The sequence below is a fragment of the Sinorhizobium numidicum genome, from assembly GCF_029892045.1.
Classification (GTDB): domain Bacteria; phylum Pseudomonadota; class Alphaproteobacteria; order Rhizobiales; family Rhizobiaceae; genus Sinorhizobium; species Sinorhizobium numidicum.
Genome location: NZ_CP120368.1, coordinates 3,001,345 through 3,013,654, shown reverse-complemented (window position 1 = coordinate 3,013,654; position 12,310 = coordinate 3,001,345). Strand labels below are relative to the sequence as shown.

Sequence of the window (12,310 nt, the reverse complement as noted above, 5' to 3'; positions counted from 1 at the left end):
CGCGGCTCACAGAACCATCGCCCGGACCTCTGCCGGCGAGCGCCCTGCGGCGCGGAAGGCGGCGATGCCGGTGTCCTGGCTGCTCTTCGACAATTTCCGCCCGTCCGGGCCGAGGATAAGGCGGTGATGGTGATAGATCGGCTCCGGCAGATCGAGAAGGCGCTGGAGCAAACGATGGACCGAGGTCGCATGATAGAGGTCGCGGCCGCGCACGACATGAGCCACACCCTGCAGCGCGTCATCGACGACGACTGAGAGGTGATAGCTCGAAGGCGCGTCCGAACGCGAGAGAATGACGTCGCCCCAGGCGGCGGGATCGGCTGTAATCACGCCTGTTTCACCGGCCGGACCGGCACCGGTTTCGATCCACGTCAGCGTTTCCGCAACGAGGTCGACTGCTTTCGCCACGTCGAGTCGCCAGGCGTATGGCCGGTCGCCGGCGAGCAGGACGGCTTGCTCGCTTGGAGGCAAGTTGCGTTCGTCGCCGGGATAGAGCGGCGTTCCGTCCGGATCGCGCGGCCAGATCTTCCCGCCCGCTTCCGCTGCGGCCACCGCCGCCTTGATCTCGCCGCGGGTCATGACCGAGGGATAGACCACGCCCAATCCCCTCAGGCGCTGAAGTGCTGCCGCATAGAGATCCAAATGTTCGGATTGGCGCCGCACCGGCTGCTCCCAACTGAGCCCCAGCCAGGCGAGGTCTTCGAAGATCGCCGCCTCGAATTCCGGTCGGCAGCGCTTGACGTCGATGTCCTCGATCCTCAGCAGGAAGCGCCCGCCAGCCGCCGCTGCCATGTCGTGATTGATGATCGCGGACAGGGCATGGCCGAGATGCAGGAGGCCGTTCGGACTTGGCGCGAAACGGAAAACGGGTTGTTCTGGCGATGATCGGGGCATTGTTTCCCTTTGACATGGAAGCAATATAAAGGTCATCCGCTTTTTGGAGGATGCATGCGTATCATACGGACACACGAGGATATCGAGGCCGGTCTTGCCGGTCTGGTTATGCTCGATGCCCGTCTCGAGCACGTCATTGCCAAGGCGGGACCCGTGCCGCTCAGGCGGACCGATCCGGGCTATCGCGGGCTTGCAAATATCATCGTTTCGCAAATGGTCTCAAAGCCGAGTGCCGCCGCCATATGGAAGCGCATGGAAGCGTCGCTCGGCGAGATCAGCGCTGACGCCGTGCTGTCGCTCGACGACGATGATTGCCGGCTTCTCGGGCTTTCTCGTGCCAAGGCCGACACGTTGCGGCGCGTCGCGGCCGCTGCCGTTGCCGGTGAGATCGATCTCGATGCAATCTGCGACGTCGAGGCAACGGCCGCCATCCATGAGTTGACGGCGATCAAGGGTGTCGGCCGTTGGACCGCGGAAGTCTACCTGCTCTTCTGTGCCGGTCACCCGGACGTCTTTCCATCCGGCGATGTGGCGCTGCAGAACGCCATCGGCCATGCGCTCGGTTTCGACCTGCGCCCAACCACTGGCGAGATCGATTCGCTCGCCGCCTCCTGGTCTCCCTGGCGTAGCGTCGCCGCACGGCTCTTCTGGGCCTATTACGCGCGAGAAATGCGGCGCGATGCGCTTCCTGTGACGCCTTGAAGGAAAAAGCGAATCCTTCGTTCCGTTTTTCTTTGTGGCTTCACAATCCTGTCGCAACGCGCCTAATATAGAAGTGCAGATGCCGAATCGATCAGGAGAATACGCTTGACGATTGCAGTCTCACCTCAGGCCCTACCGGCGCTCGTGCTGAACGCCGATTACCGGCCGCTGAGTTATTATCCCTTGTCGCTCTGGTCCTGGCAGGACGCGATCAAGGCGGTCTTTCTCGACCGTGTGATTATTCTCGCCGAATACGAACATTCCGTCTCTTCGCCAAGCTTCTCGATGCGTCTGCCGAGCGTCGTCTGTCTCAAGAGCTATGTTCAACCGTCGCGCCATCCGGCCTTCACCCGGTTCAATGTTTTCCTGCGCGACAAATTCGAATGCCAATATTGCGGATCACCGGACGATCTGACGTTCGACCATGTGGTGCCCCGCGCTCACGGCGGCCAGACCACCTGGGAAAACGTCGTCGCAGCCTGTTCGCCCTGCAACCTGCGCAAGGGCAGCAAATTGCCAAAGCAGGCGCACATGTTTCCGCATCAAAAGCCATACCAGCCGACGGTGCAGGATCTGCACAATAATGGCCGGCTTTTCCCGCCGAACCATCTCCACGAAAGCTGGATGGATTATCTCTACTGGGATGTCGAACTGCAGCCGTAAGCAGGTCCGAATTCAATCTGGCGGCACCACCCAGGCACCGGCATGCGATCTCTTGCGAGATCAGGCCTTGGCGGCACCACGCAAGGCGATCGCCGCAAGAATGAGGCTCGCAATGACGTTCCAGCCGGCAAAGGAGAGGCCCAGCACGCGCAGCGCCGCGTCGGTGCAGGAGGGGGCGTGCTTGGCATCAAGATCGCCGAGCAGATCGCCGACATCGGACGAGATGCCCTGAGCCGTGGTCGCGCAGGTCGACGGGCCTTCCCAGAAATGCCATTCGGCGCCGGCGTGATAGACGCCGATGCCAGCGCCGACCAGCATCAGGATGCCGACGAGCACGAGCAAAGTCCGCGTCATCCAGGCTGGCAGTTTCAAGACGCTGGTCAGAATTGCCAGAATGCCGAGGGGGATGCCATAGTAATAGGGATCGCGTTGCAGCAGGCAAAGGGCGCAAGGGATGTAGCCGCCGATATGCTCAAAACCCAATGCACCGCCAACGGCAGCCGTCATGCCGAGCGTGACGAGCACGGCGAAAAGCAGTTGCTGGCGATGAGCGGCGGAAGACTCGATCATGATACCTCATGCGGGCGGCAAAGTGGTCCGGCGAATGCACCCGTTCAAAACGTGCGGCCTTCTTAGGCAGGATCGGCCCGGCTGTAAATTCCCTGCATCTATCAAGGTTTGCACGCTTTTGTGATCGGCGCGGAGTAAATTGCAATTTCGCGGTTGACCGGCGCGAAATCGATCGTGTAAATCGCAAACCGCTGATATCACGCAGCCTGTGCCCCATTGGCGGAATTGGTAGACGCGCTCGACTCAAAATCGAGTTCCGAAAGGAGTGCTGGTTCGACTCCGGCATGGGGCACCACCATTCAAAACGGCTATAGTTTTGTTGTCCCGCATCTTTCAGCCCTGAATGTGTGGGAGGTTCGCCGCTCCACCGTCATGCGGTGCATATCGTTGCCAAATTGTTCCCATAGGGAACCAATGGTCAATGCGGCGACTTTCTAGCGATAACATGACCATTTTTTGGACATGGTTTGCGCAGACCACTTCGCGCGCATTCCACGAAACAGGCGAGGAGGTATTCTATGAAGATGCTCGGCGTAATAATCGCATTGTTCATGGCCATGACCGGGTACGCCGGGACAGCCGCCGCCGACCCTTGGAAGGATGAAAGCGGTCATGGGCGTTGGATCAAAAGGTATGAAGGTGACTACTGGCGTCCGTACCGCTACCAGCGTGAGTATCGACGCGAGCGGAGCGCCTATAAGGAAGAATACCGGCAGGGAAATTGCAAGATCGAGCGGAAGTGGGACAAAGACGAGTACAAGGAAGAGATCAAGTGCAAGCGCGGCTGGAGATCATCAGCTTACCACTACCGCTACTGACATACGCCGCCCAAGCCGCTGCGCCCTCTCCGTCGCATTCATCCCCCCCCGGATATGCCGCAGGAGAGACATTGCATGATCTCTGTGACATGCCCCTGGAAAGTCATCGGATAGAGCCTTGCCGGGCGCTGCGTCGGTCGGGCAGTTTGTAATATCGACCGTGCTGGCGTAGTAGCCCCAACCATTGAACTCTACCGAATGGAAGTGTTAGCTGCTGCGTTGCAGCAAATTTCCATCGCGGCAGGGCCATGTTACCGAACAGTGATATCTACGAGGAACTCTATCGCGACTTCCGCTGGCAGATTCCGGCGAAGTTCAACATCGGCGTTGCCATCAGCGATGCCTGGGCGGAGCGTGATCCGGAGCGCATCTGCCTACAGCATTTCAGCCCCGACAGCGCGTATCGTTCGCTGACCTATGGAGCCCTCGCCGGCCGCTCCTCCGCTTTTGCTGCGGGGCTGACCGCGCACGGCGTCAAACCCGGCGACCGCGTCGCCATCCTCCTGCCGCAGGGCTTCGAGGCGGCGATCGCCCATGCGGCAATCTACAAGCTCGGCGCGATCGCCCTGCCGCTGGCCCTGCTCTTCGGCGTCGAGGCACTTGAATATCGTTTGCGGGATGCCGAGGCGACGGCTATCGTCACCAATCGCTTCGGCTACCAACGTGTCGCTGCGATCCGCGGTCATCTGCCCGGCCTTCGGCTGATCGTGCTTGCGGACGACGAGGAACTGCCCGGCACCGTCCGTTTCGATCGTCTGACAGAGGGCGAGGGGCGCTTTGTTGCGGCCGACACCACGCCGGACGATCCAGCGCTGATGATCTATACTTCGGGAACGACAGGGCCGCCGAAGGGCGCCCTGCACGGTCATCGCGTGCTGCTCGGCCATCTGCCGGGGTTCCAGTTCCATCATCACTTTCTGCCGCAACCGGGCGATCGCATGTGGACGCCGGCCGACTGGGCCTGGGCGGGCGGGCTCTTGAACGCATTGCTGCCGTCGCTGCTCTTCGGCGTGCCCGTGGTTTCCTCGCCGGCGCAGAAATTCGACCCGCACATGGCCTTCCGGATCATGGAAGAAATGGACGTGCGCAACGCCTTCATTCCGCCGACCGCTTTAAGGCTCCTGAAATCCGTCGACCAGCCGCGCGCCCGTTATGCGCTCAATCTCAGGACGATCGGCTCGGCGGGGGAGGCGCTCGGGCGCGAGACCTTCGAATGGGCAAAGACCGCACTCGGCATCGAGGTCAGTGAATTCTACGGCCAGACTGAGTGTAACATCGTCATCTCATCGGCAGCGGATCTCGGCGTCTTGAAGCCATGCTCGATGGGCAAGGCGGCGCCGGGACATGAGGTGGCGATCATCGACGACAAAGGGCGGGTATTGCCGCCGGGCACCGTCGGCCAGGTGGCGGTGAAGCGTCCCGACCCGGTGATGTTTCTCGGCTATTGGCGAAACGAGAAGGCGACCGAAGCGAAGTTCATCGGCGACTGGATGACCACCGGCGACCAGGGGGTGATGGACGCGGAGGGCTACTTCACCTTCTTCGGCCGCGACGACGACGTGATTACCTCGTCGGGCTATCGCATCGGACCGGGGGAGATCGAGGATTGTCTGGCTGGCCATCCCGATGTCCAGCTTGCGGCGGTCGTCGGCAAACCGGATCCGATCCGCACCGAGATCGTCAAGGCTTATGTGGTGCTGAGGCCCGGTGCCGCCGCCGACCGCGAGACTGCGGCGGCAATCCGCGACTGGGTGAAAACCAGGCTTTCGATGCATGAATACCCGCGCGAGATCGACTTCGTCGACAGCCTGCCGCTGACCACTTCGGGCAAAGTGATCCGCCGGCTCTTGCGCGAGAGGGCTGCTGCTGAGGTGTCGGCTGGGAGCGGTAACACGTAGCGGACCGTGGTCGCTTCCGGCGGAGCGCTGGTGCGTCAGCGGCCGGCCAGCGCCCGGATCTTTTCGCGCAGCAGGCGAGCCATATTGCGGGTGTTGCGATAAAGGTGAAGCTGCGCCGCGACCTGGCGTACGTCGCGGTCGCGGTTCTGCTGCAGACCGATGACGAGCGTGCCCATCTCCTCGCGCTCCTGCCATAAGCGGGCCATGATCGGATGGTCTGGCACCGCGCAGGAGTCGGAACGGGCGATGTTGGCGTCATCGAGGTGCCACTCGGTCAGCTCCGCCAGCAACAGCTTGCCTGGCGAATATTTCGCATATCGCTCGTCATACGCCGTTTTCCACGTGAAGGCCTCGCCGGCCATCAGGAAGACGACCATGGCCGCGATCGCCTTGCCGTCGAGGTTGAGGCTGTGGATGCGCACGCTGTCCGCTTCAGCGAGATTGGTGATCGCCTCTCTGGCGAAAGCGGCCCGGAAGCGGTCCATGATCATGGCGCTGCGCTCGCGCCCCTTCCAGCCGGATGCCTCGAGCGCCAGGAACTCCTCCATTCGCAGCCGGATTTCCTCAGGCTGGCGCGCGACGCTGTAGATCAGCCTTCCCTGTTTCCCGAGATTGTTCCACTGGCGTCTCAGTTCTTTCAGATGCGGGGGGCTGATTGCCTCGCGCAAATAGGTCGGCCCGTCGAGCAGGCTTTCGAGCATCGGTCGGCTGAAGGTATCGGTCACCGTCAGCGGCAGGTTTTCGCCGATCGCCACGGCGCGGGCCAGTTGCGCGAACTTGCCTTTGAGCCTCACGTCCGGAAGCACGAGGATCGGCGGCAGACCGGAGGAGGGCGCTGCAAGTGCTTCATAAAGGTTGCTGATCGTTTCGGCCGCATCCTCCGCATCGAGAAGCGGCACACCCAGCGGCCCAAACGGATTCGACCAGGCGCGAATAATGGTCGCGCCGATCGAGAAGCCCGGTTTCTCGATCGAGAACGGCATCAGGAAGCGGATCCGGCTGCTGCGCTCGCCGTTGTCGCGGATGACGGCGAGCCGGATGACCCTGTCTTCGAGCCGCGGCATGGCCGGAGCGAGGAAGCGGCCGGTGAAGAAGACGTTCGGCTCAATCGCGCGATTGGAGAGAAAGTCGAGTTCCCGCTGCAGGCTGTAGCCAGCCTTGGCCGGATAGATCGCGAGGTGTCGTCCGGGCCGCCCGACCATGAACGTCTGTTCGGCCAGCGACTGATCGAAGCCGGGTTGCGCCAGACCGCCGAGCAGCCGGCTCGCCCTGCCGCTTGCGTCTCCAGGAAGATGGGGGTTGCCGATCATGGCTGGATCGCCTCGTTCTTGTGATTGCTGCTTCTCGCCCCGGCGAAAGCCAGAAGCGTAAAGCCGAAAGTGCGGCGTACCGCGAGATGTAAGATTGCCGCTTCTACGAACATCGCACCGGCCGTCGCAGCGGCCGCACCCGTCAGGCCGAAAAGCGGAATGAGCGTCACGTTCAGAAGGATGTTGGCGGCGAGTGCGCCCGCATAGAGGACCATGCAAAGCTTCTGCCGCCCGGCCATGGTGAGCAGCGTTTCGACGGGACCGACCAAGGCCTTTGCGAGAATCCCGGCGAAAAGGATCGCCATCAAAGGTACACCGGAGGTGAAGGCAGGACCGAACAGCGAAAGAAGGAAAGGTCCGGCCAGCAATACGGCACCGCCCACCGCAAGTGAGGGCCAGAAGGACCAGCGCGCGCTCTCGATCGCGATTTCCGCCAGTTGATGAAGATCACGAGCGGCCATCGCCGCGGAAAAGCGCGGCCCCGCCGCGGCCTTCACGGCAAACATGACGAAATGGACGAGGGCCATGGTCTTTGCCGCCGCAAAGTAGATCGCCACGTCGTCAGGCTTGAGATAGAGGCCGACGATCACGACATCGGAATTGGTCAGCAGGAAGCCGAAGCCGTCGACGAGAAAGATGGGAACGGAGACGCGCAGCCAACGGCCGAGTTCAATCTTCATCGGGCCGCGAACGTAGTGCCTGCCAAGTCGCCACGCCATGGCGAGGAATTGTCCGAGCGTGGTCACATAGGTGGCCGCCAGCGCGGCGATCATGGCGGTCGTCGCGTCGTGCGGCAGCCCCGCGACCACCGCCAGAACCATGAAGGCGAGAATGAGCAGCGGCCGCAGGATGTAGGTCGGGCTCATCGCCGCAATCGGCCAGCTGTGCGCGCGCGCCGTGCCCTCCATGACGTCGCCGAGCGCGATCATCGGCAGGGTGAACAGGGCGAGATAGAGCGGAACGACGTAGTAGCTTTCGATCGCACGCCCGAAGAGCCAGAGGCCGGCCGCTCCGGCTATGGCCAGCGCGGTTGCGGAAAGAAGCGCGAAAATGCGGATGGTCGCTGTCAGCCCGCGGATCTCGGCCAGTGCGGATGCCGTATGATATTCCGGCAGGAACCGGATCACCGCGGCGTGGAGGCCGAGGCAGGAAAGATTGCCGAACAGGACCGCCAGCACCCAGACGAAGATGAAGACGCCATATTCGAACTCTCCCATCAGCCGGGCGAGAACGATCTGCGAAACGAAGGCGATGGCCGCGCTCAGAATGCGGATCACAAAGGTGATCAGGGCCATCCGCTGCGCACGACTCCTCGGGTCGGAGCCGGCGAGAACCGGCACGAGCGGGCGGAGCAAATGGGATAGGCGGTGCCTCAGCGCCGACGGCAGCATTCGTCCGGCCGATTGACATACCGCCATGAACACGTGGACACCCTGAGCTTACGCAATACAGGTCTTCACTTCTGCCAGATCAGCGTTAACAAACGGTTCAGCGTGGCCGTTCCGAAGAGGGGCGCACCGATGCCGACCAGCGAGATGAACGCCGGGCGATGCTGCGGTCCGATCGCCTCGGCGAATGAATCCGACTCCTGATACCACCGGCGCCGGATATGAAAATGCCGCCCGAAGGCGGCATTTTGATCAGGCTTCGTACATTCCGTGGCAATGTTTGTATTTCTTGCCGGAGCCGCAGGGGCAGGGCTCGTTGCGCGCGACTTTGCCCCAGGTCGAAGGGTCGGCTGGATTGCGGGTTGTCGGCGCGAGGGCCAGCAGCGACGCTCCGGCGTGCGCGAAGTCGTCCTCGCCGGTCAGCGGATCGATATGATGCGCTTCCATCGGCGGCAGAGGCTGCGGCGCCTCCGCAGCCTCGCGCACCAGTTCGACGCGCATCAATTGTGCTGTCACGGCCTGGCGGAGATTGCCGAGCAGGGCCTGGAACATTTCGAAGGCTTCGGATTTGTATTCCTGCAGCGGATCGCGCTGGGCATAGCCGCGGAAGCCGATCACCGAACGGAGATGGTCGAGGTTGACGATGTGCTCGCGCCAGAGATGATCAAGCGTCTGCAGCACGACGGAACGCTCCACATACTGCATGATGTCGGGGCCGAAACGCTCGGCGCGGTCGGCGGCCGCCTTGTCTGCGGCCGCGGTGATGCGCTCGAGAATATCGTCCTCGGCAATGCCTTCCTCGGCCGCCCATTCGACGATCGGCAGGTCGAGATTCAGGTATTGCTGCACGTCCGCCTTCAGGCCCTCAACGTCCCACTGCTCGGCATAGGCCCGTTCCGGGATGCGCTTGGAGACGACCTCTTCGATCACCTCGTTGCGCATGTCCGTGACCGTATCGGTGACGTTCTCCGCATCCATCAGTTCGATGCGCTGCTCGAAGATGACCTTGCGCTGATCGTTCAGCACATCGTCATATTTCAGAAGATTCTTACGAATGTCGAAGTTGCGCGCCTCGACCTTCTTCTGCGCGCGTTCGAGCGCCTTGTTGATCCAGGGGTGGACGATCGCTTCGCCTTCTTTCAGGCCGAGCTTCTGCAGCATGCCGTCCATGCGGTCGGAGCCGAAGATGCGCATCAGGTCGTCCTGCAGCGACAGGAAGAACTTTGAGCGACCGGGGTCGCCCTGGCGGCCGGAGCGGCCGCGAAGCTGGTTGTCGATGCGGCGGCTTTCGTGCCGTTCGGTGGCAAGCACATAGAGGCCGCCGGCGGCGAGCGCCTTCTCCTTGAGCTTCTGCACTTCGTCGCGGATCGCCTTTTCAAGTGCATCGCGCTCAGGCCCCGGCTCTGTCTCCGTCAGTTCCTGCTGAATGCGCATGTCCGGGTTGCCGCCGAGCTGGATGTCGGTGCCGCGGCCGGCCATGTTGGTGGCGATCGTGACGGCGCCCGGCACGCCGGCCTGGGCGACGATAAAGGCTTCCTGTTCGTGATAACGCGCGTTCAGGACCTGGAATTTGGAGAAGCCGCTCTTTTTCAACATTTCGGCGAGCAGTTCCGACTTCTCGATCGAAGTCGTGCCGACGAGCATCGGCTGACCGCGCTCGTGCGCCGACTTGATCTCGTCGATGATCGCCTTGTACTTCTCGCCGGCCGTCCGATAGACCTCATCGTCCTCGTCGATGCGCTTGATCGGCAGGTTGGTCGGCACTTCGACCACCTCGAGCCCGTAGATGTTGCCGAACTCCTCGGCTTCGGTCGATGCGGTGCCGGTCATGCCCGCGAGTTTCTCGTACATGCGGAAATAGTTTTGGAAGGTAATCGAGGCGAGCGTCTGGTTCTCGGGCTGGATCTGCACCTTTTCCTTGGCCTCAAGAGCCTGGTGCTGACCTTCGGAGTAGCGCCGGCCCGGCATCATGCGGCCGGTGAATTCGTCGATGATGACGATCTCGCCATTGCGGACGATGTAGTCCTTGTCGCGCGTGAAGAGCTTATGGGCCTTCAACGCGTTATTGACGTGGTGAACGATCGCGACATTCTCGATGTCATAGAGCGACTCGCCTTTCAGCAGGCCTGCCTGCCGCAACATGTTCTCGAGCTTCTCGGTGCCGTCCTCGGAGAAGTTGGCCGAGCGCTGCTTTTCGTCGATCTCGTAGTCTTCCGGCGACAGCAGCGGAATGAACTCGTTGATGGTGTTGTAGAGATCGGAGCGGTCGTCGAGCGGGCCGGAGATGATCAGCGGCGTTCGCGCCTCGTCGACCAGGATCGAATCCACTTCGTCGACGATCGCGAAGAAGTGACCGCGCTGCACCATCTGCGAACGCTCGTACTTCATGTTGTCGCGCAGATAGTCGAAGCCGAGTTCGTTGTTCGTCGCATAGGTGACGTCGCAGGCATAGGCGTCGCGGCGCTGCTCGTCGGTAAGGCCATGGACGATGACGCCGGTGCGCATGCCGAGGAAGCCGTAGATGCGGCCCATCATCGCCGCGTCGCGCTGGGCCAGGTAGTCGTTAACGGTCACGACATGCACGCCCTTGCCGGCAAGCGCATTGAGGTAGACCGGAAGCGTCGCGACGAGCGTCTTGCCTTCGCCGGTCTTCATCTCGGCAATGGCGCGCTCGTGCAGGATCATGCCGCCGACGAGCTGGACGTCGAATGGACGTAAGCCGAGCGCCCGGCGGGCCGCTTCCCGGACGACGGCAAAAGCCGGAACGAGGATATCGTCGAGCGTCTTGCCCTCGGCCAATTGCTGGCGAAACTCTGCTGTCTTTGCCGCCAGCGCCTCATCGCCGAGCGCCTTCATTTCGTCTTCGAGAGCGTTGATATCGTCCACCCGGCCCTTGTAGCCGCGGACGCGGCGATCATTGGCGGAACCAAACAACTTGCGGGCAAGGCCGCCGAGACTGACCATACGAATGGTCCTTTCTTTTTTGCTGCCGGGGGTTTCAGGTTCGGGCTCGAAAAACCGCGTAATGCCGTGAAACGCCCGGAAACTGTTCTGGACGCGAGGTTGCGTGACAGATAAGAGGGGGGTCGGATTATGTCAACGCACTTGCACGGCCGGATGGCTACAGAACCGCCACATTCTGGTGTTGTTCAGCCGCTGAGAGCTCAGAGCAATTGCGCTGGCGGTCAATGGTGAAAGGTTAGTGACATGTCTAAATACAAGACCCTGGCGGCTGCCGCACTGGTCGCGATCATCGCAGCAAACGGTGCCGCACGCGCCGAGGGGACAGATCCCGTGATCGCGAAAGTTGGCGACCAGGAGATACACCAGTCGGAGCTTGACCTTGCGCTCAGCACCCTCGACCCGCAGCTCCAGCAGATGCCGGACGAGCAGAAGCGCGCTGCCGCTCTTTCGTCGGTCATCGACGTCAAGCTCCTGGTGAAGGACGCCGAAGAGGAAGGGCTGCAGAATGACGCGGTCTTCAAGCAACGCGTTGCCTTCCTGACCGAGCGCGAGCTTCACAATGCCTTCTTCAAGAAACACGTCGTCGACTCGATTACAAAGGAAGAGGTGAAGGCGCGCTACGACAAGGAAGTCGCTGCCATCCCGCCACAGGAAGAGGTGAAGGCCCGCCATATCCTCGTCAAGACCGAGGACGAGGCGAAGGAGATCATTAAGGAGCTGGACGCGGGCAAGAGTTTCGTCGAACTCGCCAAGGCCAAGTCCTCGGATCCCAACAAGGAGGCCGGCGGTGATCTCGGCTATTTCACCAAGGGCCGTATGGTGCCGGAATTCGACACGGCGGTCTTCGCCCTGGAAAAGGGCGCCTATACGAAGACTCCCGTCAAGACCCAGTTCGGTTTCCATGTGATCGTTGTCGAAGACAAGCGCCCGCAGGCTCCGCCGACACTCGAGCAGGTCGAGCCGCAGGTTCGTCAGCTTCTCATGCGCGACAAATACCTTGCGCTTCTGACTTCCGCGAAGAAGACGACCGATGTCGAAATCTCCGATCCGGCGCTTAAGAAGGCCTACGACGACGCCAGCAAGGCGCAGGAAACAAAGTAAGC

The 12,310-nt window shown here is 61.8% G+C and carries 10 protein-coding genes and 1 tRNA gene; 6 read left to right on the top strand and 5 right to left on the bottom strand.

The genetic code is table 11. From position 1 onward, the window contains the following. Positions 1–6: 6 nt before the first annotated feature. Entirely contained in the window at positions 7–894 is an 888-nt protein-coding gene (gene gluQRS / locus PYH37_RS25685) for a tRNA glutamyl-Q(34) synthetase GluQRS (protein WP_280734274.1), read from the bottom strand. 54 nt (positions 895–948) lie between these two features. On the opposite strand from gluQRS, the gene PYH37_RS25680 reads away from it, so the two are divergent. After that, entirely contained in the window at positions 949–1,596 is a 648-nt protein-coding gene (locus tag PYH37_RS25680; protein ID WP_280734273.1) for a DNA-3-methyladenine glycosylase family protein, read from the top strand. A 105-nt stretch (positions 1,597–1,701) separates the two neighbouring features. After that, positions 1,702–2,259, top strand: a complete 558-nt coding sequence (locus PYH37_RS25675; protein WP_280734272.1) for an HNH endonuclease — start codon at positions 1,702–1,704, stop codon at positions 2,257–2,259. A gap of 60 nt (positions 2,260–2,319) precedes the next feature. Here the strand turns inward: PYH37_RS25675 and PYH37_RS25670 are convergent, their stop codons facing one another. Next, positions 2,320–2,829: a disulfide bond formation protein B gene (locus tag PYH37_RS25670; RefSeq protein ID WP_280734271.1), complete on the bottom strand. Its 510-nt coding sequence runs from the start codon at positions 2,827–2,829 to the stop codon at positions 2,320–2,322. 210 nt (positions 2,830–3,039) lie between these two features. Here PYH37_RS25670 and PYH37_RS25665 point away from each other — a divergent pair. The 3 genes from PYH37_RS25665 (at position 3,040) to PYH37_RS25655 (ending at position 5,545) form a co-directional block, all read left to right on the top strand. Next, positions 3,040–3,124 (top strand) — tRNA-Leu (locus tag PYH37_RS25665). Positions 3,125–3,347: 223 nt separating this feature from the next. Further along, complete coding sequence (locus PYH37_RS25660; RefSeq protein ID WP_280734270.1) at positions 3,348–3,647, top strand: hypothetical protein; 300 nt, start codon at positions 3,348–3,350, stop codon at positions 3,645–3,647. Positions 3,648–3,895: 248 nt separating this feature from the next. Further along, positions 3,896–5,545: an AMP-binding protein gene (locus PYH37_RS25655; RefSeq protein WP_280734269.1), complete on the top strand. Its 1,650-nt coding sequence runs from the start codon at positions 3,896–3,898 to the stop codon at positions 5,543–5,545. Positions 5,546–5,580: 35 nt separating this feature from the next. On the opposite strand, the gene PYH37_RS25650 is transcribed toward PYH37_RS25655, so the two are convergent. From PYH37_RS25650 to secA, 3 genes are all read right to left on the bottom strand, one after another. Further along, the gene (locus PYH37_RS25650) at positions 5,581–6,855 is read right to left on the bottom strand and encodes a GNAT family N-acetyltransferase (RefSeq protein ID WP_280734268.1); all 1,275 of its coding nucleotides are present in this window, start codon (positions 6,853–6,855) and stop codon (positions 5,581–5,583) included. After that, a complete protein-coding gene (locus PYH37_RS25645; RefSeq protein ID WP_280736163.1) occupies positions 6,852–8,246 on the bottom strand; it encodes a lipopolysaccharide biosynthesis protein in 1,395 nt (464 codons plus the stop codon). Before PYH37_RS25645 ends, PYH37_RS25650 begins: the two co-directional genes overlap by 4 nt. Before the next feature lie 249 nt (positions 8,247–8,495). After that, positions 8,496–11,207 (bottom strand): preprotein translocase subunit SecA, encoded by a 2,712-nt coding sequence (gene secA / locus PYH37_RS25640; RefSeq protein ID WP_280734267.1) that lies wholly within the window; start codon positions 11,205–11,207, stop codon positions 8,496–8,498. Positions 11,208–11,450: 243 nt separating this feature from the next. Between secA and PYH37_RS25635 the strand changes: the two genes are divergently transcribed. Then, positions 11,451–12,308 (top strand): peptidylprolyl isomerase, encoded by an 858-nt coding sequence (locus tag PYH37_RS25635; protein WP_280734266.1) that lies wholly within the window; start codon positions 11,451–11,453, stop codon positions 12,306–12,308. Positions 12,309–12,310 lie beyond the last annotated feature (2 nt).

What these genes read in the sequence shown, in the direction of transcription:
- gluQRS (WP_280734274.1), bottom strand. Translation starts at nt 894, where the DNA reads ATGCCCCGATCATCGCCAGAACAACCCGTTTTCCGTTTCGCGCCAAGT.
- PYH37_RS25680 (WP_280734273.1), top strand. Translation starts at nt 949, where the DNA reads ATGCGTATCATACGGACACACGAGGATATCGAGGCCGGTCTTGCCGGT.
- PYH37_RS25670 (WP_280734271.1), bottom strand. Translation starts at nt 2,829, where the DNA reads ATGATCGAGTCTTCCGCCGCTCATCGCCAGCAACTGCTTTTCGCCGTG.
- PYH37_RS25660 (WP_280734270.1), top strand. Translation starts at nt 3,348, where the DNA reads ATGAAGATGCTCGGCGTAATAATCGCATTGTTCATGGCCATGACCGGG.
- PYH37_RS25655 (WP_280734269.1), top strand. Translation starts at nt 3,896, where the DNA reads ATGTTACCGAACAGTGATATCTACGAGGAACTCTATCGCGACTTCCGC.
- PYH37_RS25650 (WP_280734268.1), bottom strand. Translation starts at nt 6,855, where the DNA reads ATGATCGGCAACCCCCATCTTCCTGGAGACGCAAGCGGCAGGGCGAGC.
- PYH37_RS25645 (WP_280736163.1), bottom strand. Translation starts at nt 8,246, where the DNA reads ATGCTGCCGTCGGCGCTGAGGCACCGCCTATCCCATTTGCTCCGCCCG.
- secA (WP_280734267.1), bottom strand. Translation starts at nt 11,207, where the DNA reads ATGGTCAGTCTCGGCGGCCTTGCCCGCAAGTTGTTTGGTTCCGCCAAT.
- PYH37_RS25635 (WP_280734266.1), top strand. Translation starts at nt 11,451, where the DNA reads ATGTCTAAATACAAGACCCTGGCGGCTGCCGCACTGGTCGCGATCATC.